Annotated in this window: 21 protein-coding genes and 1 pseudogene; 9 read left to right on the forward strand and 13 right to left on the reverse strand. The window is 44.3% G+C overall.

Annotation, left to right across the window (positions count from 1 at the left end; translation table 11 throughout):
* Window positions 1-659: 659 nt before the first annotated feature.
* Window positions 660-1,169, reverse strand: a complete 510-nt coding sequence (locus tag VM640_RS12895; RefSeq protein WP_325392855.1) for a magnesium chelatase subunit ChlI family protein — start codon at window positions 1,167-1,169, stop codon at window positions 660-662.
* A 91-nt stretch (window positions 1,170-1,260) separates the two neighbouring features.
* Here VM640_RS12895 and VM640_RS12900 point away from each other — a divergent pair, with 91 nt between their 5' ends.
* The 3 genes from VM640_RS12900 to VM640_RS12910 all read left to right on the forward strand — a co-directional run bounded on the left by VM640_RS12900 (window position 1,261) and on the right by VM640_RS12910 (window position 2,281).
* Window positions 1,261-1,590 carry a type II toxin-antitoxin system Phd/YefM family antitoxin gene (locus VM640_RS12900; RefSeq protein WP_325392857.1) on the forward strand — a complete coding sequence of 110 codons (330 nt, stop codon included), beginning with the start codon at window positions 1,261-1,263 and terminating at the stop codon, window positions 1,588-1,590.
* 1 nt (window position 1,591) lies between these two features.
* Window positions 1,592-1,909, forward strand: coding sequence for a type II toxin-antitoxin system RelE family toxin (locus tag VM640_RS12905; protein ID WP_325392859.1), 318 nt, complete (start codon window positions 1,592-1,594; stop codon window positions 1,907-1,909).
* 156 nt (window positions 1,910-2,065) lie between these two features.
* On the forward strand, window positions 2,066-2,281 hold the full coding sequence (locus tag VM640_RS12910) for a histidine kinase dimerization/phospho-acceptor domain-containing protein (RefSeq protein WP_325392861.1): 216 nt from the start codon (window positions 2,066-2,068) through the stop codon (window positions 2,279-2,281).
* Between the two features lie 32 nt (window positions 2,282-2,313).
* Here VM640_RS12910 and VM640_RS12915 read toward each other — a convergent pair whose 3' ends face one another.
* The 5 genes from VM640_RS12915 to VM640_RS12935 all read right to left on the reverse strand — a co-directional run bounded on the left by VM640_RS12915 (window position 2,314) and on the right by VM640_RS12935 (window position 7,567).
* Window positions 2,314-2,784 carry a UPF0158 family protein gene (locus tag VM640_RS12915; protein WP_325392863.1) on the reverse strand — a complete coding sequence of 157 codons (471 nt, stop codon included), beginning with the start codon at window positions 2,782-2,784 and terminating at the stop codon, window positions 2,314-2,316.
* Window positions 2,785-2,937: 153 nt separating this feature from the next.
* A complete protein-coding gene (locus VM640_RS12920) occupies window positions 2,938-4,482 on the reverse strand; it encodes a YifB family Mg chelatase-like AAA ATPase (RefSeq protein WP_325392865.1) in 1,545 nt (514 codons plus the stop codon).
* 96 nt (window positions 4,483-4,578) lie between these two features.
* Window positions 4,579-6,408 carry an ATP-binding protein gene (locus VM640_RS12925; protein ID WP_325392867.1) on the reverse strand — a complete coding sequence of 610 codons (1,830 nt, stop codon included), beginning with the start codon at window positions 6,406-6,408 and terminating at the stop codon, window positions 4,579-4,581.
* Between the two features lie 24 nt (window positions 6,409-6,432).
* Window positions 6,433-7,125, reverse strand: a complete 693-nt coding sequence (locus VM640_RS12930; protein WP_325392869.1) for a response regulator transcription factor — start codon at window positions 7,123-7,125, stop codon at window positions 6,433-6,435.
* 82 nt (window positions 7,126-7,207) lie between these two features.
* Window positions 7,208-7,567: a YraN family protein gene (locus VM640_RS12935; RefSeq protein ID WP_325392871.1), complete on the reverse strand. Its 360-nt coding sequence runs from the start codon at window positions 7,565-7,567 to the stop codon at window positions 7,208-7,210.
* 368 nt (window positions 7,568-7,935) lie between these two features.
* Between VM640_RS12935 and VM640_RS12940 the strand changes: the two genes are divergently transcribed.
* The 3 genes and pseudogenes from VM640_RS12940 to VM640_RS12950 all read left to right on the forward strand — a co-directional run bounded on the left by VM640_RS12940 (window position 7,936) and on the right by VM640_RS12950 (window position 11,820).
* Complete coding sequence (locus tag VM640_RS12940) at window positions 7,936-9,054, forward strand: GerAB/ArcD/ProY family transporter (RefSeq protein ID WP_325392873.1); 1,119 nt, start codon at window positions 7,936-7,938, stop codon at window positions 9,052-9,054.
* Entirely contained in the window at window positions 9,051-10,640 is a 1,590-nt protein-coding gene (locus VM640_RS12945) for a spore germination protein (RefSeq protein WP_325392875.1), read from the forward strand. The genes VM640_RS12940 and VM640_RS12945 overlap by 4 nt, the downstream gene beginning before the upstream one ends.
* Before the next feature lie 16 nt (window positions 10,641-10,656).
* A pseudogene (locus VM640_RS12950) lies at window positions 10,657-11,820 on the forward strand (Ger(x)C family spore germination protein).
* Window positions 11,821-12,956: 1,136 nt separating this feature from the next.
* Here the strand turns inward: VM640_RS12950 and VM640_RS12955 are convergent.
* The 4 genes from VM640_RS12955 to VM640_RS17190 all read right to left on the reverse strand — a co-directional run bounded on the left by VM640_RS12955 (window position 12,957) and on the right by VM640_RS17190 (window position 15,659).
* Window positions 12,957-14,156: an iron-containing alcohol dehydrogenase gene (locus VM640_RS12955; protein WP_325392877.1), complete on the reverse strand. Its 1,200-nt coding sequence runs from the start codon at window positions 14,154-14,156 to the stop codon at window positions 12,957-12,959.
* A 445-nt stretch (window positions 14,157-14,601) separates the two neighbouring features.
* Window positions 14,602-14,781 carry an alkaline phosphatase family protein gene (locus tag VM640_RS12960; RefSeq protein ID WP_325392879.1) on the reverse strand — a complete coding sequence of 60 codons (180 nt, stop codon included), beginning with the start codon at window positions 14,779-14,781 and terminating at the stop codon, window positions 14,602-14,604.
* A gap of 21 nt (window positions 14,782-14,802) precedes the next feature.
* The gene (locus VM640_RS12965; RefSeq protein WP_325392881.1) at window positions 14,803-15,303 is read right to left on the reverse strand and encodes a molybdopterin-dependent oxidoreductase; all 501 of its coding nucleotides are present in this window, start codon (window positions 15,301-15,303) and stop codon (window positions 14,803-14,805) included.
* A 74-nt stretch (window positions 15,304-15,377) separates the two neighbouring features.
* Window positions 15,378-15,659: a group II intron maturase-specific domain-containing protein gene (locus VM640_RS17190; protein ID WP_414647986.1), complete on the reverse strand. Its 282-nt coding sequence runs from the start codon at window positions 15,657-15,659 to the stop codon at window positions 15,378-15,380.
* Between the two features lies 1 nt (window position 15,660).
* Here VM640_RS17190 and VM640_RS12970 point away from each other — a divergent pair, with 1 nt between their 5' ends.
* The 3 genes from VM640_RS12970 (at window position 15,661) to VM640_RS12980 (ending at window position 18,253) form a co-directional block, all read left to right on the forward strand.
* Window positions 15,661-15,822, forward strand: coding sequence for a hypothetical protein (locus VM640_RS12970; RefSeq protein WP_414647987.1), 162 nt, complete (start codon window positions 15,661-15,663; stop codon window positions 15,820-15,822).
* 342 nt (window positions 15,823-16,164) lie between these two features.
* A complete protein-coding gene (locus VM640_RS12975; RefSeq protein WP_325392883.1) occupies window positions 16,165-16,635 on the forward strand; it encodes a hypothetical protein in 471 nt (156 codons plus the stop codon).
* Complete coding sequence (locus tag VM640_RS12980; RefSeq protein WP_325392885.1) at window positions 16,580-18,253, forward strand: reverse transcriptase/maturase family protein; 1,674 nt, start codon at window positions 16,580-16,582, stop codon at window positions 18,251-18,253. The genes VM640_RS12975 and VM640_RS12980 overlap by 56 nt, the downstream gene beginning before the upstream one ends.
* Window positions 18,254-18,578: 325 nt before the next feature.
* On the opposite strand, the gene VM640_RS12985 is transcribed toward VM640_RS12980, so the two are convergent.
* Genes VM640_RS12985 through nuoL form a run of 3 tightly spaced genes read right to left on the reverse strand, consistent with a single transcriptional unit; the run spans window position 18,579 to window position 23,535 of the window.
* Window positions 18,579-20,042 (reverse strand): NADH-quinone oxidoreductase subunit N, encoded by a 1,464-nt coding sequence (locus VM640_RS12985; RefSeq protein ID WP_325392887.1) that lies wholly within the window; start codon window positions 20,040-20,042, stop codon window positions 18,579-18,581.
* The gene (locus VM640_RS12990; protein WP_325392889.1) at window positions 20,042-21,577 is read right to left on the reverse strand and encodes a complex I subunit 4 family protein; all 1,536 of its coding nucleotides are present in this window, start codon (window positions 21,575-21,577) and stop codon (window positions 20,042-20,044) included. The genes VM640_RS12985 and VM640_RS12990 overlap by 1 nt, the downstream gene beginning before the upstream one ends.
* Window positions 21,577-23,535 (reverse strand): NADH-quinone oxidoreductase subunit L, encoded by a 1,959-nt coding sequence (nuoL, locus tag VM640_RS12995; protein ID WP_325392891.1) that lies wholly within the window; start codon window positions 23,533-23,535, stop codon window positions 21,577-21,579. Before nuoL ends, VM640_RS12990 begins: the two co-directional genes overlap by 1 nt.
* Window positions 23,536-23,540: the final 5 nt, after the last annotated feature.

Genomic DNA, 23,540 nt, shown 5'->3' on the forward strand with positions numbered 1-23,540 from the left:
TTGGAAAATGACCTCTCCGAACTATTGATTTTACTGGGCTAAAGGGGTTCTGTTTTTGATTAGGGACTACAAAGATTTCTTGAAACCTGAAACCCGCTCCCAGCTTGCATTGGTAATTTATGTCGCCAAACTTGGGATATATCTTACTAATTTTGCAAAGTAGTTTTTCCTCATTTCACCCTCTCTTCCCCTCCAATTTTATCAGAAAGAGGGTTGACAAAGCTCTAAAGAACTCCGAATTTGATACACTTTTAAAATCGGTAAAAATACCAGTGAAATCAATGGTTTGACTATGGCAGAAGCTAAAGTGCTGGTTGGTTGGTGAATGTTCAGTCGTTTCTCCTTGTATTACAAACGCTCATTTCTTTACGCACATTTGTATATTTCTGCGTATTAGTTGACCCCCCTAACAAAAAAGTTCCCTCAGAACATTAGTCCAAGAGAACATAAAACACACTATCAAATTACTTCAAAGCCTTGAAAACCCTTGATATCAAGCTATTTCCGCTCTATCAACACGACTGTCTCGACACGGAAAAGTGTTTGCCACCTTCATCCGGTTATGATCGTAAACTGACTTCAGCCCAAATTCTCTGCAAATTACTCTCTAGTTACTCTCTGGAACAGTATACTCAGGTTCACCCTGCTCGATGGCCTACTCAAACCCCTACTCCTTGATCCAAGGCTCTGAATTGCAAAGCTTCTGCAAGATGGTTCGTTTGGATCTCTTCTTCACCTTCCAGATCAGCAACCGTCCGAGCGACACGCAAAATCCGATCATGTCCGCGGGCGCTTAAATTTCGTCGCTCAAAACCGGTCCGTAAAAGCTGCTCTCCTTCATCATCTAACGGGCAGAACCCTTGTGTTTCCTCAGCCGTCATTTCGGCATTCGTCCTAGTCTTCCCCAAACGATTCCACTGTCTTTCCCGAGCCTGCAGAACCCGTTGTCTTACCTTATCAGAAGTCTCACTTTCAGTCCGTGAACGCAATTCTTCAAACTCCACCCGGGGCACTTCGACCTGGAGATCAAAACGATCCAGGCGGGGACCTGAAACCCGCCCACGGTAAGCTTCAACCTGTCTTGGAGTACAGGTGCAAGAACGCTCGCCGTCCCCATACCAGCCAAAGCAAATTTCAGAGCGTCCAAACGCCTTGGCAGTCACCTTCATTTTGCTAAAATATTTATATAGATAAATATATTGACAAATTTATTGATATGCTATAAAATAACAGTAAGAACTATATAGGAGGATTGCTATTATGCTAAACCCTAACTCTATCAGCGGAGCAATGAATTCCTTAGTGCCAATTTCTCGTTTCAACAAAGGCGAAGCCAATAAAATTTTTGAGGAAGTCCGTGAAACCGGCTTTAAAATTGTGCTAAAAAACAACACTCCTACCTGTGTGCTGCTCACACCAGAAGCCTATGAGCAAATGCTTGAAACAATTGAAAATTACCGTTTGCTTGTGGAAGCAGAAAAACGCATGGAAAACGCCAAGGAAGAGGATTTTATTCCGGTGGAACAAGCCATGCAGGAACTAGGCATTAGTGAAGCAGATCTAAAAGATATAGAAGTGGAACTCGAATAGCATGTGGAAAGTAGAATATTTAAGAGAATCATTAGAGGATATCAAGCGACTTGATCACTCACAGCGTTTGCAGGTGGTGAAAGCCATAAATAAAGTCGTAGTCAACCCATTGCCCCAAGCTGAAGGCGGCTACGGAAAACCCCTGAGCAATAAAAGCGGCACAAACCTAGCAGGTTACTGCAAGATCAAGCTGTTAAAGCTTGGGTTACGGGTGGTGTACAAGGTAGTACGGGAAAACAATATAATGAAGATTGTTGTGGTTTCTGCAAGGGCTGATGATGAGGTATATATTTTGGCCCAAAAGCGTATTGAACAATAAAGAAAACGTCCGGTCTCCGGGCGCTTTTTATATTGGAGCGCATTTCCTCAACTATTAACCGTAATCCCCACAATAGCTATAAATTACCACGATCATTCCCAACAATTACATAAACCAACATTTCACAAGCGGTTTGACCATCCACTTCTTTTCTTTATGGTTTATAGGCCTTGGAAACAATACTTACAGGATAAAGCACCGTTAGAGCTAAAATTATCCCGCCTTGAGGAACTTAATCACCTCTGGCAAATGGCCTCGGTTATCGCTCATGAAGTACGTAATCCCATGGCTACCGTAAGGGGCTATCTTCAACTTCTCAGTACAAAAGACCTTTATTATAATGAAAGAGAAATCTTTCAATTGATGATTTAATGATTGCCCATGGACCTAACCCAAGCGACAACTTACTTATACTGAATTTCGTGGAATTCACACCATTCACGAGCGATTTCGCACAATGCCTCATATTTATAAGCAGCCCCGTCCTCTTCTAATCCATACTGAATCATTAGATCTTTGAAACGGCGAAACGCTCCTCTTCCATTGATAGCATAGAACAATTTATTTCTTAGCTTTTCATCTTCTTGTGAATAACAGAAATTTTCCATAATCCTGTAGTCATTGACTTCTTCCTTATCAGGCAATTCAACATAGTCTTCCCAGTTTTCCAACACTGACACTGCTTCCCGTATAGCCTCTTGTTCCCAGTTCAGATATTCACTCAAATCAGCATCGTCTTCTAACTCTTCAGCAACACTCATATACTCCGTCTGAATCTCAACGATCTCGCCTGTTTTTTTGTTCAAGTAATAGTTCCATTCATCCATGAGGCAATCGAGTTGATCGGCAATTTCTTTTAAACTGACGGGGTTCATATCTTGATCACCTTTTTTTACTTTTTCATTCGCTTCTCACTCGTCTCATCGGATAAACTGACAAAGGTTTTTAGCACGCTAATTCAACAACGCAAACAGAGGAGTCTACTGGATAACACAGAATACACAGGTTCACCCTGCTCGATGGCCTACTCAAATCCCTACCCCTTGATCCAAGGCTCTGAATTGCAAAGCTTCTGCAAGATGGTTCGTTTGGATCTCTTCTTCACCTTCCAGATCAGCAACCGTCCGGGCGGTACGCAAAATTCGATCATGTCCGCGGGCGCTTAAATTTCGTCGCTCAAAGACTGAGCGCAAAAGCTTCTCTCCTTCGTCATTTAACGGACAAAATCCTTGTGTTTCTTCAGCGGTCATTTCCGCATTTGTCCGGGTCTTCCCCAAACGATTCCACTGTCGTTCTCGAGCCTGCAGAACACGTGCCCTTACTTCAGTCGAAGTTTCTCCTTGAGTTCGTGAACGCAATTCTTCAAACTCCACCCGGGGCACTTCGACCTGGAGATCAAAACGATCCAGGAGGGGACCTGAAACCCGCCCACGGTACGCTTCAACCTGTCTTGGAGTACAGGTGCAAGAGCGTTTGGCGTCCCCATACCAGCCGCAGAGGCAAGGATTCATACTCGCGATTAGACTCAGTCTCGCTGGATATTTAATACTTCCCTTTTGCCGAGTTATCGTAAGTTCCCGATCTTCTAAAGGTTGCCGCAATGCCTCCAACACGCCTCGGGAAAACTCAGGCAGCTCGTCGAGAAATAACACACCATGATTGGCTAAAACCAGTTCTCCGGGTTTCATTTCCCGTCCCCCACCGAGAATTCCAGCCGCAGTTGCCGAATGGTGTGGTTGGCGAAAAGGACGGCTCGTAATAAGGCTTCCCTTATGACCGAGCAATCCAGCTATACTATAGAGCTGAGTTACTTCTAAGCTCTCGCTTCGACTTAGCGGGGGAAGAATTCCTGCATAAGCTTTAGCTAATAACGTCTTTCCAGAACCGGGAGGACCTATCATGATAAGATTATGCCCTCCTGCTGCAGCAATTTCGAGAGCGCGTTTCGCTTGCTGTTGACCATGAATAGTAGAAAAGTCGATATTTAGCCGTCCTTCAGAATTATCGTTTTTACGCTCCCATTCTCTTCTTACTCCTTCTTCTTCGGAAGATCGAAAAAAAGGGACCTCCCCTCGGATCGCCTGAACTAAATATTGGAGATTAGGTGCAGTCTCACAGCAAATCTCCTCAATTAAGGATGCTTCCTCCCAGTTTTCCGGCGGAACAATCAGGGATTGCTTCGTACCCGCAAGGGAAACAGCCATAGCAAGGATTCCCGGAATCGGACGTAAAATACCTTCTAAGGAAAGCTCTCCCACAAAAACACAATCTTGAAGTTTGCTTTCTGAGCATTGACCTGTCGCTGCTAAAATTCCCATGGCAACCGCCAAATCTAAACCAGAACCGTCTTTTTTTATATCTGCGGGTGCTAAATTCACGGTGATCCGTTGGAGCGGAAATTCATAGCCAGAATTTCTTACGGCTGAACGGACTCTTTCCCGAGATTCCCGAACTGCCGTGGCGGGAAGCCCAACGATGTCAAAAACCGGCAAACCATTGGATACATCAACCTCAACTCGAATTAAGTGCGCTTGGATCCCGGAAACCGCCATCCCATAGACTGCTGCAAACAAGCAAATCCCTCCTTACTGAAAGAAATTCGACTTGTTTCCTCGTTATCCTTCCCATTTTCTCCATAGTATTCCAATAATCCTGAAGAAGTGTAACGCTTACTTCTCAGGTTCTATAGGAATAAGAAATATAAATTGAGTTCCCTGTCCCACTCTGCTTTCTACTCTGATACTCCCGCCATGGGCATCGACAATCTCCTTAACAATTGACAGGCCCAAACCCATGCCGCCATCTTTGCGCGAACGTGCTTTATCTACCCGGTAAAACCGATCAAAGATATGCTGCAACGATTGAGGGGGAATCCCCTCGCCCTCATCCTTGATTGTAAATTTTATCTTGTCTACTTCCTGGCTCGCTTCTACTCGGATTACCTTCCCACGTGGTGTATGACGAAACGCGTTATCAAGCAGATTAATAAACACTTGAAGCAAGCGATCCCGATCCGCGAGGATCTCTCCATGAGTTGGCGTAATCTCCAAAATGATCCCTTTTTCTTCTACCATACTCTGATACCGATACTCGAGCTCTTGCATAAACTCACCAAGCTCAATCATCCGCAGTTCTAAGTTCTGCCAACGTTCAAGTTGATTTATCTCTTGCAGTTCATTCACAAGTTTGGCTAAGCGCCGCGCCTCATCAAGTACGAAGTCAATTTGCTCAGCCTGATCTTCCTGAGGAATAACTCCATCCTGAATCGCCTCGAGATACCCTTGAATGAGATGGAGAGGGGTCCTCAATTCATGGGTCACACTTGCCATAAAGTCGCGTCGTTCCTTCTCAGCTCGTAAGGATGCGGTAATATCTCTGAGAACCGCAACATAACCTTCAACCCCATCCCGAGCAGTGGTCGATGCTAAGGCTACTTGCAGAACCTGGGTATCCAAGGTAAGGTTTTCTATTTTTTCTTTCTCCTCGGGTTTAAGCATTTGCTGAAGGAAAATAAGGATCTGTTCTTTGCGATCAGATGCTTTGTCTTCACTTTCCATCCAAAGTGCCTTGGCAGGCTCATTTGTATAAAGAATTTCTCCTTCGGCATCCAGCATAATTACGGCGTCGCTCATTCCTTCAACAATTCCCTTAAGAAGATTTCTCTCCTGGGATAACCATTCCATATGGTTCTGTAAGCTTTCTCCCATCATATTGAGTGCCCCGGCCAGTTCGCCAATTTCATCTCGGTTCTTTACCCCTGAAATTTTCTGGAAATTTCCTTCAGCCATACGACTCGCTGCCTTCTGCATAATGACAAGTGGTCGTGTAACATAACGCGCAAAAACGAGCCCCATTAAGGTTGCTAATAAGACCGCGAATAACGAAGAATAAAGGATAATCCTTCGAAAGGTGGAGATACTTTCTTGCACCGGGGCTGGAGAACTTCCGAGCAAAAGAACCGCTTCTGCTGGATTCCCGATCGGCGTTGCGGCAATCAGCATCGCCTGTCCGCTTTTATTATTCGGTAAAGCCTCGATCGTCACCGTTTTCCCTGCTAATACTTGATGCAAGTTTTCCTGGGTAAAAAAGGATGTCGGTAACAGGGGATGGACCCACCAACCCGATCCCGTCATATCTGATCCGTTTAACCCCATTCCACCATTCCAAGGAACAACGTTGCTAAGCGCCCCTCCTGTGGAAATATTTCCTCGGATCGTAATCAGTTCTCCGGCAGAATTCAAGACCACAAGTTGGGTTCCTGATTTGAGCTTCGTATTTTGCAAGGTCGTTAATCGTTCCGCCCAACTGGATTGGTCCTTCAGCTGAGCAGTAATATCTTCCGCATCTTTTCCTAGCTCAGTCAACTTTTGATTCAAGTAAAAGTCTCCAAATAACCAAGTGATCGCGATTCCTAAGCTACCCAATACCATTAGAATAAGTATCATCATGACAGCCCATAATTTGATTGTTATACTCCCGCTTCTCTGTCTGGGCTTCATATCTCAATCCTCTTCTCCACTGGGTTAATTTCCTCTTATCTCGGGATCAAATTTATACCCAACACCCCAAACGGTCGCGAGCATACTCTTTACATCCGGATCAGCTAACTTTTCCCGAAGTTTTTTGACATGAGTATCCACAGTACGTGCATCCCCGTAAAAGTCATAGCCCCAAACCGTTTCCATCAATTGCTCTCGAGAAAAAACGCGCCCGGGGTTTTTAGCCAAGAAGTATAATAACTCAAATTCACGTGGTGTAAGTGTTATCATTTCCTCGCCAATCATCACGCGATGCTTCTCTTTTTCAATTTGCAACTTGCCGAACACAAGAGCCGAAGAATTCCCCATTAAGTTTCCCTTCGTACGACGAAGTAAGGCTTTGACCCGCGCCACTAACTCTTTCGTGCTAAAGGGTTTCACCAAATAATCGTCTGCGCCAAATTCAAACCCCAGAACGCGGTCAAACTCCTCTCCTCGTGCAGTTAGCATGATGATCGGGATATTGGAGACTTGCCTGACCTCACGGCACACGTGCCAGCCATCCACTTCAGGCATCATTAAATCGATAATTAAAAGTGCATAGCTGCCCTTACGGAACTTCTCCAGCGCATCCCTTCCATTTTCGGCTTCTTCAACCATGTAGCCTTCATTTTCTAAATACATTCGCACTAAATGACGGATACGTTCTTCATCATCAATAACTAAGATGGGTTCCAATATTTCTTCCCCCTTTTTCTCTTATTTTAACCTAGAGAAGTGAAAAATTCGTGAACAATTAATGATTCTACTGCCTATCTACTTAAATTCCTCGAATCCAGTTCGTTTGAGGATTCTTTTCATCCCAGCGGATCGCAATCAAATCAAAACGGAGGGGTGGCCATTCTTTATATTTACGACTGAGGATAAAATATTCTGCTATTCGTTGTAACCGCATTCTTTTCTTTGCCTGAATTGATTCCTCTCCCCACCCAAATTTCGGCGTAGATCGAGTTCTCACCTCAATAAAAATCAGCTTCTCATCCTCTAAAGCGATTATGTCCATTTCCCCAACCGGACACCGAAAATTTCTCACAAGAATTTTTAATCCGTTACTCTGGATGATCTGAGCAGCAAGATCTTCTCCTTCTTGCCCTCTCTGTTTCCTCGTCCCTGCAGTCAAATTACTCTTCCTCCTCGAGGGATGTTTCCACCTTTAACTGAAACACTTTTTTAAATCTACTTTAGCATATTTATCCTTTTTTGTCCCTACTGAAAAAAGCGTGAAACTCGATAAAAAATATTCATCGTAGGATAAGAAAATTTCTTTTTACCATTTTTATCTTCAACTTGCTCCGTAACTTTTTCTATTGTTTTATTATCCTTGATAATATGAAATGTCGGTTGCGGTCTCGCAACTGGCTTTTCTGGTCTCTTTTTTATGTAAGTTTAACCTGATGATATTGGGTACGACTCCGGAAGTTTTGCATAGATAGCTTTCTTTTGAGCATCATAATATTAAATGAATTTAAAAGGAAATAAGGTTCATCAATGCTAGAAGAAGGAAAAATATCGACCCGGCAGTTTACTTTGATGTTGTTCTGCCTTTTGCAAAGTTCTTTCTATTACAACATGCCCCAGATAAAAATTGCCCATCTCAAGCAGGATGTCTGGCTTATTATCCTCGTGTCCTGGGCGATTGATGCGGGTCTGGCCGTGATTTTCTATGTTCTGGGTCAGAGGTATCCCAACCAGACGATGGTCCAGTACAGCGTAACAATTCTCGGTTCTTGGCTAGGTAAGCTGGTGGGGCTAAGTTTTGTTCTGTTTTTTGCCTCGGGGACAACCCTCTACTTACTGGACATTAGTTATTTTCTCGTGACAACACTTATGCCTGAAACGCCCATCATCGTTTTCAGCTTGGTTATTCTCCTGGTCAGTGCTTACGCAGTCAATTCCGGACTCGAGGTAATCGCCCGCTTGAGTGAGATCATCGCGCCGATTATGATCATATCCTTACTCGTGGTCTTCTTACTTAATCTAAATCAGGTAGAACTTGAGAAATTTCTCCCCATGTTTCAGCATAGAGCCCTAGATGTATTTAAAGAAAGTTTAAGAACGATCAGTGTATTTGGGATTTGCATTGTCATGGGTATGTTTATGGCGTATCATAATATTCCCAAAGAAGCCCTAAAAGCCAAATTGACCGCGATTACGATGGGGTCAGTTCTGGCAATCATGATATTGCTGCAACTGGTCTCAGTCCTGGGCGTCAATATGAGCAGCTTGGAAATCTATCCTGTCTTCCGTCTTGCTAAGTACATCGAAGCCGGCGATTTTTTTGAACGGATTGAACCTTTAATGGTGGTATTTTGGGTTGCCGGTACCTTTATTGCGGTTACCATACTTTATTATAATAGCGTTCTGGGACTGGCCCAAATTTTGAAGCTGCCGAGGTATCAATCTCTAACCCCATATGTCGGAGGGGTTATCATGCTGACTTCGATGCTTGGTTTTCGTAATGTCACTGAGCTGAACTTGTTTATTGAAAAAATTTTCCCCTACGGGGCTCTCATCGTGGAAGATTTGCTGATGTTTTTGCTCTTTGCGATCAGTTATCTTAGGCATGGTAAGCGGCAAAATATGCTGCGAAAGGGGGGGAAAACATGAAAAAATTAATAACTAAACTGCTGAAGCCGTTGCAGTCTACAAAGCAAAAAGACGCCAGCGTTATTTCACGGCAACAGCTCGAAGCACAGGCCAAACAGCTAACTCCCAGTTTGACAGATAATCTTGCCTTGCTCAAAGATTATTTTCAAAGCAGTGTTGATATCGTCTATCGTCAATTCAATATTGGTTTTGAGCTACAAAACAGGGCTCTTCTCGTATACATCCAGGGTTTAAACGATACTGCCTCGATCAAGAGCGATATCTTAAAGCCATTAATGTACGATTTGGCCCCAAGACTGCCCGACGATCCTAAACAGGGCAATCTGCTGGCTATGATTAAAGATTCTGCCTTGCCGAACTGCAACGTTCAGGAGACTCAATCAACGGAGGATGTGATTCAGGGTATCCTTACGGGTCAGACAGCCTTGCTGCTTGAAAGTTTCAGTTCAGCCCTCTTGATTGATACCAAAGGTGGGGAATATAGGGCTATTGACGAGCCGGATACTGAAGCGGTGGTCCGGGGGCCGCGAGAGGGCTTTACGGAAAATATCAGCGTAAATGCTGCTCTGCTGCGGCGAAAAATAAAAGATACCAACCTGAAAATCGAAGGCTTAAGTCTGGGTACACGTACGAAAACTCAGATCTACATTGCCTATGTACAGGGTATTGCCAATAATAAGCTGGCGACTGAAGTCAAGTTGCGGCTGCAAAGAATCGATATTGATGGCATTCTGGAAAGCGGTTATATCGAACAGCTTATCGAAGATGCGCCGGGCTCTATATTTCCAACTGTTGGTAATACAGAAAAACCGGATGTTTTAGCGGCAAAACTCTTGGAGGGGAGGGTGGGTATTTTTGTGGACGGTACTCCCTTTGTCTTAGTGGTCCCTCATTTGTTGGTCGAAGCCTTTCAAAGTTCTGAGGATTACTACTCCAGGCATTATTACAGTACTGTTGTCCGCTGGATCCGTATTGTGGCTTTCTTTATTGCTATTTTGCTGCCGGCTACCTATATAGCCCTTGAAAGCTTTCAACCCGAAATGATTCCCACGGATTTACTGTTCAGTATGGCCGGAGCACGAGAGGGTATTCCCTTTCCGGCCTATATGGAAGTGTTCATCATGGGGGTAATTTTTGAAATCATGCGAGAAGCGGGTGTACGGATGCCCAGACCCATCGGTCAGGCTGTGAGTATTGTCGGTGCCTTGGTACTGGGCGAAGCGGCTGTCCGGGCTGGAATCGTCAGTGATCCCCTGGTCATTGTCGTATCTATGACTGCTATCAGCGGTTTTGTTATCTCCTCCTTAGGTGATGTCACTCCTATTCTTCGTCTGTTATTTATGGGCTGTGCTGCGTCTTTGGGCATATTTGGGATATTAATGGGAATATTGTTGATTCTTATCCATCTGGTAAAACTGCGCTCTTTTGGGGTTCCCTATCTCGCACCGCTTGCTCCCGGAAATCGGCAAAGCTTAAAAGATGTCTTGATTAAGGCGCCGCTCTGGGCGATAAAGACCCGTCCCCGAGTTCTTGGCGCCGCGGATACTGTTCGTCAAAGCTCCGGCAAACCTTCACCGGAAAAATAGAAGGGATAAAGCAACTATGAATTGGAAAAGATGGTTTTTGGTGCTGATGCTCATATTGATCCAGTTGTTTACGACAGGTTGTTGGAACCGCCGTGAGTTGGATAAGATAGGGCTTGTTATAGGAATCGGAATAGATCGAGGAGAGGATCAGCAAATCGAATTTACAGTGCAAATCATTAATCCTACGACCATCAAACGTGCTTCGGAGGGTGGCTCGGGACAGAATAAACCCTCTATCATTTTAAGCAGTAGTGGCTCTACGATCTTTGAGGCAGTCCGCAATCTTACCGAAAAATCCGGTCGCAGGCTCAATTATTCCCATAACATGGTGATTGTTCTGGGCGCTAATTTGGCCAGGGACGGCGTTCTTCCCATCCTGGATTTTTTTGTTCGTGACCATGAGATGCGATTTAAGACGTGGATTGTTGTGACCGGGGGCAAAGCTGCAGACATTATTCAAGCTGAACCTTCGATGGAGAATATATCTGCCAAAAATTTAAATCTCCTACTTAAAGATTACGGGATTGTTTCACAGTCTGTAGCCGTAAACATGCTCGATATTATTAATGAAATAACGGACGAGTCTCTCCAAGCAGTGGTTGGTAGGGTGGAACTGGAAAATATACAGGAGAAAAAGGGGTTAATATTGAATGGAGCCGGCGTTTTTCGCCAAGATAAGCTGATCGGTTGGTTAGATCCAATGAAAACACGCGGCTATTTATGGGTTAGGGATAAGGTCAAGAGCGCTATTATAACGGTTCCCTGTCCATGACAAGAAAACAAGGTTATTTCTTTGGAGGTTAGAAAGGCTGACACAAGCATTAAACCGTATCTCGACGAGGGAAAAATGAAATATCTGATCGAGATCTCGGTTGAAAGTGTGATTGGGGAGCAAATGTGTAACGAAGATTTTGCCAATCCGGAAATGATAAAAGTATTGGAGGATGCACAACAAAAAGAAGTAGCCAAAGAAGTAGCAACGAGTATTGAGGAAGCCCAAAAGAAATTCAAAGTTGATATCATTGGACTCGGTGAAGCAACAATGCGTAAATTGCCTAAAGAATGGAAGGAGATGAAAGAACAATGGGAAGCTGAATTCCCAAATGTAGATGTTGAAGTACAGGTCAATTCCAAGATTACCAGTACAGGTCTAGTCAATAGACTAAAGATGAATAAGTAAATCCCATTTAGTGTTTTTGACCCAACTTTCCGGTGAATAGAGTCATATTTTCCTAATACATACCATTATTGGGCATTATTCAATATAGTGACGTAATAAATTTCTACGCTCTATACTTTTCCCCTCTGCTTAAATATACTTAATGCATGTATATTAGAGAATGTGTACGATAAACAAAGCTACCGGAACTAAATATTTTACTCATCATCTTGTTGAAGCTTATCGGGTCACTTATCCGATTTTACAGGCGCATATTCTTACTCATAAGTGGCTTAGTATTTTACCAGCGTTTCTCGTAATATGGTTCACTTTTTTTCTGGCGTTTTATCTATTTTTAGCTCACTTTTATTGTAGCGTTTATACTCATCAGACTTATTTAGAGGTCGAGCCTCAAGAGGATGTAAGCTTTCCCAGAATGTAACCTCACTGTTTCATTGTGCCTGGAAACCCGGCAAACTTATAGACTATTTTATTGTCAAAGAACGATTGAAGAATTTCTTTGGAGAAAGCATGCATGTATGTCTGATGTGGAAAAGTCATTTAGAGTAATTCTTAGAAGAACTTTTCCACAACGGCACGCCCCGCGCACCTTCGTCGACTGCAAGGGTTATGCGTTATCCTGTGCACACCTTATTGATGTTGACCATGCACACTGAATTTCCAGTTAGTAATGGTCATAAAAATACCCCACGTTCCCATTTATTGTGGAATCGTGTGGTTAGGAACTAATTTGATTATACGAGGGGGTATGACTCAAATCTAGTTTAGGGACTTTATAGATTCCACCTCACGGTGGACTCCCTTGCTCTTGGCTAATGGTTGGTAACTAACTACACCCACATAGTGGACTTTCACCACCGAGTTAATCGCCATGGTGGGCACAAAAAACAGCAAGACCATCCAAAAAAACGATCTTGCAAATATATAATCCCATTCGCTTCAAACTTTAAAAAGAGCATATGTCTTCTTTATAGCAAGGCTTCCATTCATCCCCGATATAGCTCATTACAGTCTCGACGTGTGTTTTAATAGAAAGGTGATACTGATACACGAAAATATCTTTTTGCGTAAAGGTGCAAACCCTTAACAAAAACTTTCTCAAAACAGTCAGCGATAACTTTGCTCAGTAAATACTATTATAAGGAATCGGTGTATATGACTTCAACAGTATGCCTGTCAGCGACTATAGGAGCCATACTTAACAGAAGATCAAGACTTGGGGTATTGAATGCTAAGTCAGTAAGTTTGGGTACATCATCCTTTTTGAAACCCAAATCCGAAAGCTTGGAATCAATACCTACACTGGCCAACCATTTTTCTATGCCCTTAGATACAGCTTCCGCTTCAGTTGCATTTCCCTGCAAGCTGGGAACAATGGGTGACAATACGTCTGCAAGTATTTCAGCGGTTGCGGGGTAAATCTGTTTTACGACAGCAGGCAGAATAATGGATAATCCAAGGCCATGGGAGAGATCAGGCCTAATAGCGCTTAATGGATGCTCAAGGGCATGAGTGAAGTGAAGAAGTCCATTATCAAAGCAAACACCAGCAATCATGGACGCATAGGTCAAGTAATAGCGTGCTGTCAGATCCTCAGGATTCGCGAGGGCTTGTGGTAAGTATTTGGCAACCAGCCTTACCGTTTCCTTGGCTAACATAATTGAAAACGGGTTTGTTACCTTGGTTGTGGAAGCCTCTATAACATGGTTTATAGCGTCAACAGAGACATATGTGGTCTGGTTCGGAGGAAGCTTGGTCATGAGCTGAGGGTCATCAATAGAATAAAGCGGATAAATCACATCATAAGCTATGGCAGGTTTATATTCCTTTTCAAGGATGCTCACTACCGCAAAACGGTTGGCTTCAGTTCCAGTTCCGTGGGTGAGATTGATTGCAACAATTGGAGCGGCTTTTGAGGGTGTAAATTTTAATTCATAAAGATCTCTTGCATTTTTATCAGGATATTCGAGAAGTATTGCTACACTCTTTGCAGCATCTATAGGGCTACCGCCCCCTATACCTATAACTGCCTCAGCACCAATTCTCATTCCAAGCTTTACAGCCTCGTCCACCTGTTGAACTGTGGGGTTGGGCATTACCTTGTTATACAACTCATATTGGATTCCACTCTCCTTCAGGGCCTCTACTACATAACTCCAAGCACCGGTTTTTATATATGCTCCCTGTCCGGTAACGACAATAACCTTACTTATCCCTCTGTTTTTGAGTTCCTTTGCAATATCATACATCTTTTTGATGGCTCCAACGCCTAGATAAACATTACTTTTGACTCTAATTTCTCTAATTTCATTTATTCGTATTATATTTTCCCACATCGAAGATCCTCCTTGGTAAAAATCGGAATTGTTGTTATTATAATGCCCCAGAGAATCAGATAAATTCATATTTTGTTGAAAGCAGTTGTTGGATTTAATATTCCCTTTATGTCCAGGTCGTGAAGCTACCAAGTTATAGAATCTCTAGAAGTCAAAATATCACCAGCCTCCGTACACGCAACAAACCAATCATTTGCTGCTTCCAATACAGCTGAAAGAGCAAAAAGCCAGCACGTCTAATTGGTTGATTCCCGTACCATCTACAGCGATAATATTTTCATTTGTCGGTGGCCTTTTTTCCTACTTTATTAGCGGCATCCCAAATAAATTCAGCTTTACATAGTTTAGAATTAAATCCCACATCCAATGAAGTAAGACTGTTTCCTGCTGTATGATTCCAATAGCAGGTTATTCCATGAGCTCCAGGATAATTGTCGGTTGCCGATTATGCCCAATTTGGTGGTGTAATAGTAGGCTGAACGCCCAACATTCCCAAGTCCTTATTGGCCGTTCCACTCTCAATGAACTTTTTAATGTTCGGCAAATACCCTTCATCCAAAAATCTTGACATTAACAGAGGATCCGCTCCATCAATGCCTAAAAACAGTGATCTTTTCTCTCCCATTGTTAAAACCTCCTAATATTTTTAGCCATTAACTATTTTTATTATAATAGCGAGAATTTGGAATTTAAGTAAGGATTGAGGAGTGAGCAGTTGGTAGGGGAAATCAGAAGAAGACTCTACTTGTGGAGATATTTCCGGTTGGAGTGGTGAAAAGGAGTATTTCCAAGTGGGAGAAGGCGTTTCTTTCCTCCTTTTATGGGGTCCCATACTCAAATCAAAGGCACTGTCCAGAACATAAAGTTCCTTAATTTGCGGAGAAATCTCTTCTTCGATCCATTCCATAGGTCCTTTGTCTGCAGAAAAGTTGGAAAACCCCGGGTGAAGAGAGTTCAGCTTCTCCGTGAGCTCGCACGCAATTTGAAGATCGCTCTTGGCCTCAAAAAAAGTGGGCAAAATTTTCTGATTGAGGGAAAGCCAGTGATGCCAGAAGCTTACATGTAGGTCTTCCTCTTCAAAAAAAGAAGTAGTGGGAAGCACAAGGTCGGACTGCTGAGCTGTTCGGGTCAGGTATTCGAGTAGCACATGGGAATCACACCCTTATGCTCTCACGGAACCGTACGTGAATCTCTCGATTCACACGGCTCTTATCATTCACCTTATGGCAGTATTCCGAGAGTCCAATGTGGGAACATGTTAGGCTCTCTTTTTGCTAGCTCCTTCAACCAATCTCTTGCTCTTCCGGAGTGACTTCTGAAACGTTTGTACTTACAAGTAGCCCATTTCACTAAACTCCGATTTATACAATCCATCATGTATTTGACCATTGACCGATTGTATTTCCCAAAATAGTTCAACCATCCTCTAATCATAGGGGCTAGCTGGTAAGAATCCGCTGTTGGCTGTACTAACTTCCATGAATGTGCCCGTATCCAGTACATTATCCAATTTTCCGTAGCCAAAACCTTAGTACGAAAGTATGATATCAGCCTGAAAAAGGTCTTCACCAAGTTCGGTCCATCCGTTAGTGTCACCTATCTCCGTGAGAACAACAAAGAAACGGTGCTACGTCTCTCTCTAGTATCTTGTAAAACGAAAGCTTAATAGGAATGGAGAGCCGTATACATTGAAAGAGTGCGCCATGTCGTGCGCAGCAAGAATCGTCCGATCATCGGACCAATGTCCTTGGAAATACGTTGAGAACAACGCCTAACCTGAATCTGAAAGGAAGAGGGAAAAACAGCATGGTGGTAAAGCGTGGATGAATCGAAGAGGGTATAGAAACAGGCCACGCAAGTTCTGCTCGATAGGGTTAAAAGCTACACTGCCTAAACCTGAATGACCAGGGATGGAACTGCACATCTAGGGATACACCGTCTAAATACTCCCTACTTATCGCATATTCGAAATCACCTTTCGTTCGAAGAAATCCAGGGCGATAAGCCATTGAACAATGAGTTCAAGCAAGGTCATGAGTGGGAACCTAAGTCGAGCTATTACATTCTTCCTGCGCAAAACATGGGATTGCCTAAGGGGGGAGACCCCTATGGTAACGGAGTCTTCATAGTATCCAAAGTGGCGGTTGTAATGACGGCTGCACAGGCGGACTTTAATATGTGCCGCTGGATCGGTTGTACCGCCAAAAGGGTAACCAAGTACGCGGGAGATCAGGAGAAGGAAGACAGGTGGTTACGATATCAATCGCTTGGAGGTATGCGGAATGCAGAAGGCCGAAAAAGTATTGGATATCATCAGAAACAGAGGCAAGCGAAAATTACCGTTATATCGCATCTACCGTTTGCTCTACAACAAGGAATTGTATCTTATCGCTTACAAAAATATTTATGCCAACAACGGCGCGATGACGAAGGGCGTGACAGACGAAACGGTGGACGGCATGTCTATTGCCAAGATTGATCAAATTATTGATCGACTGAAAAAGGAAACCTATCGTTTTGCGCCCGTCAGACGTGTGTATATCAAGAAAAAGGGTAGCAAGAAGCAACGCCCTCTCGGCCTGCCCACATGGTCGGACAAATTACTTCAAGAAGTCATTCGTCTGATTCTGAATATCTACTTTGATCCGCAATTCAGCGATACCTCACATGGTTTTCGCTCTAATCGGGGTTGCCATACGGCACTCGATGCCATTCGGGCTAAAGCGGGTTGGAAAAGTGTGAAATGGTTTATTGAAGGCGACATTCGAGACTGTTTCGGCAGCATTGATCACGGCGTACTCCTTGGAATCCTGGCAGAAAAAGTGAAAGACAATCGGTTCTTGAGACTAATGAAACAATTTCTGGAATGTGGGTATCTGGAAGACTGGAAATATAACGCGACCCTGAGCGGGTGTCCGCAGGGTGGAATTTTAAGTCCCTTGCTGTCTAACATCTATATGGACAAATTCGACCAATATATGGAGAAAAACATCCTTCCTGCTTATAACCGAGGCGGCAGACGTGCAGAGAATAAAACCTACAAGGCGTTGGGCCAACAGATGGAAAAATATAAGCGACATCAAGACTGGAAAACGGTTAAGGAACTCCATAAGCAGAGACAATCCATCCCTTCCAAGGATACAAACGACCCAGCCTTCAGACGACTCTATTATATCCGTTATGCAGACGACTGGCTGCTAGGCTTTTCCGGTTCGAAGCAGGAAACAGTCAAGATCAAAGATGAAATTAGAACCTTTCTTGCCACTGAACTCAAGCTAACTCTCAGTGAAGAGAAAACATTGATTACCCATGCAAAAACGGAAAAAGCGCGATTTCTCGGCTATGACATCCATGTTCTGCAACAGGATACGAAACAGGACAGACGAGGGCAACGCAGTATTAATGGAGTGATCGGGTTCCGCATCCCAGACGAGAAGATGAAAGACAAAGCCAGACAATATAAGAAGAGCGGAAAACCAACTCATCGAAAAGAACGGACGGTCAAATCCGATTTTGATATTATTGCCCAATACCAGTCCGAGTTTCGTGGATTCGCTCAATATTATCTGCTTGCCTATAATGCACATCAGTTGCATGGTCTCAAGAGAACAATGGAATTGTCTTTGGCACGTACCCTTGCGAATAAGTTCAAAACGACGGTCAACAAAATCTTCAAGTCGTACAAAACGACTCGTGAAACGGACGGACAAAGCTACAAGGTGCTTCAAACGGAAGTGAAACGGGAAGATAAAAAGCCGTTGGTCGCTTACTTCGGAGGGTTTAAGCTCGGGTACAAGAAGGATGCCGTCATAGTGGATGAGTTACCAACTGGAAAGGTATTCAGCATCAAGAGTCAACTTATTGACCGTCTGATGAAGGATACATGTGAGTTATGTGGATCCAGTGGAAATATTGAAATGCACCACGTCAAGAAACTGAAAGACCTAGAAAATAACGGTAGAAAAGAAAAGCCCGAATGGATGAAACGGATGATGGCAATGAGAAGAAAAACACTCGCAGTATGCCTTGAATGCCACACTAAAATTCATTCTGGTAACTATGACGGTAAGCGGGTAACAAACGCCACTGTCAGTTGACTGCTAATCACTGGCGAGCGGAGTGCGAAGGAAACTCGCACGCTCCGTTCTGGGAGGGGTGATTGGAAAAGTGCTGTCTTAAGATAGTAACTCGCTGGTCGCCTACTCTACTGCCCGTACGGTTCGGTAAGGGGCGAATTCCTTAGGAATTCGCCTATTTCATCCACCTCACAATGGACACCGTTGCTCTTGGCTAATGGTTGGCAACTACCAGCCCCCATAGTGGACTTTCACCACCTAGTTAATCGCCATGCGTGGCGCACAAAGAAAAGGGATTCTCAAAATTGAGAATCCCTTCTTGCCTAGACATTCGGGTTAACTTTAGCTACTTCACCAAACTTGAGGCAGCCGAAATCGCCATTTGTACGAGTGGTGTTGGATAAATACCAAGGACTAGCGTAGTTATTAACGTAAACACCAGCGTAAACTTGGTCGCTCCGTGAACTGGAATATCCGGTAGTCCTTCACCTTCGGTACTATACATTACCTTGACAACGCCAAGGTAGTAATAAACGGATATCATGCTCATGACAAATCCAACATAAGCGATCCAGACATACCCTTGGTCCATCACAGCTGAGAAGAGGTAGAATTTCCCGACAAACCCTGCCAAGGGAGGAATTCCTGCTAAGGAAAGCACAGATGCAGTCATCACGACCGCGGCTAACGGAGAACGTTTTGCCAAACCTGCGAAGTCCTTAATCTCATCACTTCCCTGTGCCTGTGCGACATGAGTCGCAACTGTGAATGCTCCCATGTTGGCGAAGACATAAATCATCGCGTAGAACAGCACGGCTTTGATCCCACCGACAAAAGTCGAAACTGCAGGAACCGATACCGCAATGACACCAATCAAGATATAACCTGCTTGCGCAATACTCGAGTAAGCTAACATCCGCTTAATATTCGTTTGCGGAATTGCAACCAGATTACCTACGATCATCGTAATTGCTGCAAGAACAAGGAGCAAGGTTTGCCCCGTTTGAACGAACGTTTGACTGTACATCATGAGGAGATAGAAACGAATTAATACCGCAAAACCGGCAGCTTTAGAAGCCACAGCAAGAAAAGCCGTAACCGGAGTCGGAGCTCCCTCATAGATATCTGGTGCCCACAGATGGAAGGGGATCAAGGAAATCTTGAAGCCGATACCCGCAAGCAGGAACACTGTCGCCAAGATAGTTGCCGGTGAAGTGTCGGATCCCAGAGCCTGAGCGATCATAAACATCTGGGTAGAACCCGTCAGTCCATAGATAATACTGATGCCGTAAAGCAGAATTGCTGAGGAAGCAGACGCCAGTACCAAATATTTAATTCCTGCTTCCGAAGCCTTCCCATCATTCGTTCGATACGCCACGAGGATAAAGAAGGTTATCGTCATAAGCTCAAGACCAACATACATGGTAATCAGATCTCCGGCACCCGCCATGAGCATCATACCTAAGGTTGCAGCCATAATCAAAGGATAAAATTCACCCCGATTAGCCGGTAACTTTTCCACATATCCTTTGGAGGAGAGCACGACCAGCAGAGCAGCAATCAAAAATAGAATTTTGAAATACCCTGCAAATTGATCATGCATGTACATCCCTTGCAGGAACGCGGCCCGTTCTCCATAAAAGAAATCATAAAAAGTATAGGCTAAGGTTCCCAAGAGGGCAAAAACGGTTAACGGGAACATCCCTTTTCTCTCACCTGGTGGGATCAGAAGTCCGATGACTAATAGACCTAAACTGAGGACCGCCATGACGATTTCCGGGGTGAGTAAAGCGAAATTGAAATTAGCCATTAGAACAACCCTCCAATCGTCGCCTGACCCACAGTTTCAAGCACCTTTGCTAGACCTGAAGAATAAACCCCAGAATCAATAACTTGGAAAAGAATGTTCGGGAATATCCCTGTTCCGAAGATGACAAAGGCCAAGACGACAAGCGGGACAAGTTCAGGTCCACGTATATCTTTGAGATGATCCCACTCACTACGACGGGGTCCGAACAGGACATTCGCAATCACACGTAAGGTGTAAACTGCGGTAAAGATAATTCCAATCACCGCAAGAATAGCGGGTACCGGCATGACTTTAGCTACACCGTTAAAGATGGTAAATTCAGCGATAAAATTCACAGTTCCAGGAAGGCCCAGACCTGCCAGACCGGCAATCATGAAACCTGTGGCGAGACGTGGCATTTGATGGGCAAGCCCGCCCAGATCCGCAATATTTCGAGTATGCGTCTTCTCATAAACAAACCCGATCATGGAGAAGAAGAGGGCTGCCATGACACCATGGGCGAACATCATCGCCACAGCACCATCGAGGCTTGTCATATTGAGTGCCGCTATGGCCAGCAAAACATTTCCCATATGGCTGACGGAAGAATATCCGACAACATACTTAAGGTCTTTCTGCGCCAGGGCAATAAACGCGGCGTAGAGGATGTTGATGATGGCCAAGACAGCAATGACCGGAGCCCAGAACCTTGCTCCTAACGGCAGCACCAGAACTCCCAGACGAATTAATCCATAGCCCCCGATTTTCTTAAGGACACCTGCATGGATCATACTGACGGCTGTGGGAGCGCCGGCATAACCATCAGGAGACCAAGAATGGAAAGGAAACATGGAAATTAAAGATCCAAAACCAAACAGGAACAGAGCAAAGACGACAATCTGGAAGCTCTGATCATAATGAAGCTGGGCGAGCTGAGCGAACATAAAAGTTGGACCTTTTCCCATTGCAGCCAGCTGGTTGGCAGCATTAAGATAAAGGGCAACCATCGCAACGAGCATGAACGCAGACCCGATCAAAAGGTAAATCGTCAGTTTCATACCTGCGTATTCTTTGCTGACCCGTTTCGTGGAACCCCAGATAATGACCATGATGTAAATCGGAATAACCACGATTTCATAGCAAAGGAAGAAAATGAACAGGTCAGTGGCAATGAACGTTCCCATTACCCCAGTGATCAAGATTAAGAGGAGAACAAAGAAATCTTTAACCCGATTCTCGATATTCCAAGAGGAATAAACAGCCGTAAATCCGATCAAGTTAGTGAGAAGAAGCATCGGTAGACTGATCCCATCCACTCCGAAACCTAGATTCACCCCGATATCCCTAATCCAGGGAATGGTCAACGCGAACTGCATTCCGCCGACAGATCGGTCATATGCGAAGAATAAATAGACTGAAAGAGCCAGTGCCATAAATGTGCCCAATGCTGCCACGATTTTTATCGTTTTCGTTTCTTCGCGCGGAAGGAAGACAATAATCAACAGCGCAAGGATTGGCGCAAGTAACGTCATTGGAAGAATAAAGGAGTTCGACATTATTTCACACCTCCTAGCATCGCTAAGGGGTTAAGTGCCGCAAGTTGTCCTTCGCCCATCGCTAAAACGAGGTAAAATACGACTACAGCAAAGAAAAACACCAAAGCGTAAGTTTGTAGTTGTCCTGTCGAGGTCCGACGTAAACCACTTCCGGCTCCACGGGTAATCAGCGCAAGACCGTTGACGATGCCATCAATGATGTGGATATCAAACCAGTAGAGCACTTTAGCCACGAATCCGTCCATGACCTTATCGATCACCCATTGGTAAATTTCATCGATATAGTATTTGTTCTTCAGGAGTTTGTAGACCCCTGGGAAGCGTGCCACAATAGCTTCAGCCTGAATCGCTTGCTTAATATAGATCGTGTAAGCTAGACCAATACCGAGGAGTCCTGCTAACACAGATATTGCGGCTAAGCCCCAATTCATCCCTTCAGGTTCAAACGCTCCGTAGTGAATAAAGTAAGCAAAATTATGTTCCGGAAGAGCCGCCCAACCCCCAACGACGCTGAAAAACGCTAAAACCATAAGCGGTACGGTCATCGACTTAGGGGATTCATGAGGATGATTTTCTTGCTTTTCTTTACCCAAAAAGGCGACAAAGAAAAGTCTGCACATATAGAACGCGGTGAGGAAAGCCGTAAATAAACCTACAGCATAAATAAACGGATGACCATTTTGTAAGGCAGCAGCTAAGATTTCATCTTTCGAGAAGAAACCCGCAAACGGAGGTATCCCTGAAATCGCGAGAACGCCAATTCCAAAGGTAATCGTTGTAATCGGCATCTTCTTGTATAAGCCACCCATATCCCAAATGTTTTGCTTTTCATGGAGGGCATGAATAACAGAACCTGCCCCGAGGAACATCAAGGCTTTAAAAAAAGCATGAGTCATCAGATGGAACATAGAAGCCGTCAGGGCACCGACCCCTAAAGCAAACATCATATAGCCCAGTTGACTCAAGGTGGAATACGCAAGAATCTTCTTAATATCATCCTGGGCTATCGCAATCGTTGCGGCAAAGATTGCCGTAAAGGCACCAATCCCCGCAATAAACTCGAGTGCAACCGGAGACGCATGATCAAAGAGGAAGAACATCCGGGCCACAAGGTACACTCCGGCAACGACCATGGTGGCTGCGTGGATCAGGGCACTGACCGGCGTAGGACCTTCCATGGCGTCCGGCAGCCAAACATGAAAGGGGAACTGACCGGATTTCCCCATCGGTCCAATAAACACGAGGAGAGCCATGATCGTAAGATAACTTGCGCTGCCGATTAAAGCGAAGTCTTGAAAGTTTGTTGCCATCTGAACTGACAAAGAACCGGGACCATAGAAATCTAAGGTACCGAATTGCTTGTAAAGGAACAAGATTCCTATAAGGAGTCCAACGTCCCCGACACGCGTTGTGATGAAGGCTTTTTTAGCTGCCTCACGCGCTGAAACTTTGAAATACCAGAAGCCGATAAGGAGATAAGAACATAGACCGACAAGCTCCCAGAAAACATATAACTCGAGGAGGTTCGTCGCTAGAACTAGACCTAACATCGAAGCCGCAAACAAGGATTGATAGCAAAAATAACGAGAAAAACCTTTATCCCCATGCATATAGCCGAGAGAATAGATTTGCACCATCGAGGCCACGAGGGTAACCACAAAAAGCATCATGGCGCTCATCGGATCGACTAAGGTTCCAAAGTCGATTTTGAGGCCCCCGATCGTGAGCCAGTTCACGGTACTCAGGAACGGCTGTTCAACCAATTCTGTCCCAGACGAAATTACACCAATACCAATGCCAATAGATAAGCCTAAAGATGTAAGAATCGCCAGGATCGAAATGGTCGAAGACAGTCCTTTGGAGCGCTTCGTGATAAAGGCAATGATGAGAAACGAGAGAAAGGGCAAAAATGGGATTAGCCATGCCCATTGAAAGAGATTATGCATTTCCTTGAACACCTACC

The organism is Desulfitobacterium sp. (assembly GCF_035539115.1).
In the GTDB taxonomy this organism is placed as follows: Bacteria; Bacillota; Desulfitobacteriia; order Desulfitobacteriales; family Desulfitobacteriaceae; genus Desulfitobacterium_A.

Coding starts and splice junctions, on each gene's coding strand:
- VM640_RS12960 (WP_325392879.1), bottom strand. CDS start 14,781: ATGGGAGAGAAAAGATCACTGTTTTTAGGCATTGATGGAGCGGATCCT.
- VM640_RS12905 (WP_325392859.1), top strand. CDS start 1,592: ATGTGGAAAGTAGAATATTTAAGAGAATCATTAGAGGATATCAAGCGA.
- VM640_RS17190 (WP_414647986.1), bottom strand. CDS start 15,659: ATGTACTGGATACGGGCACATTCATGGAAGTTAGTACAGCCAACAGCG.
- VM640_RS12895 (WP_325392855.1), bottom strand. CDS start 1,169: ATGAAGGTGACTGCCAAGGCGTTTGGACGCTCTGAAATTTGCTTTGGC.
- VM640_RS12985 (WP_325392887.1), bottom strand. CDS start 20,042: ATGGCTAATTTCAATTTCGCTTTACTCACCCCGGAAATCGTCATGGCG.
- VM640_RS12940 (WP_325392873.1), top strand. CDS start 7,936: ATGCTAGAAGAAGGAAAAATATCGACCCGGCAGTTTACTTTGATGTTG.
- VM640_RS12910 (WP_325392861.1), top strand. CDS start 2,066: ATGGTTTATAGGCCTTGGAAACAATACTTACAGGATAAAGCACCGTTA.
- VM640_RS12915 (WP_325392863.1), bottom strand. CDS start 2,784: ATGAACCCCGTCAGTTTAAAAGAAATTGCCGATCAACTCGATTGCCTC.
- VM640_RS12955 (WP_325392877.1), bottom strand. CDS start 14,156: ATGTGGGAAAATATAATACGAATAAATGAAATTAGAGAAATTAGAGTC.
- VM640_RS12945 (WP_325392875.1), top strand. CDS start 9,051: ATGAAAAAATTAATAACTAAACTGCTGAAGCCGTTGCAGTCTACAAAG.
- VM640_RS12900 (WP_325392857.1), top strand. CDS start 1,261: ATGCTAAACCCTAACTCTATCAGCGGAGCAATGAATTCCTTAGTGCCA.
- VM640_RS12925 (WP_325392867.1), bottom strand. CDS start 6,408: ATGAAGCCCAGACAGAGAAGCGGGAGTATAACAATCAAATTATGGGCT.
- VM640_RS12990 (WP_325392889.1), bottom strand. CDS start 21,577: ATGTCGAACTCCTTTATTCTTCCAATGACGTTACTTGCGCCAATCCTT.
- VM640_RS12980 (WP_325392885.1), top strand. CDS start 16,580: ATGACGAAGGGCGTGACAGACGAAACGGTGGACGGCATGTCTATTGCC.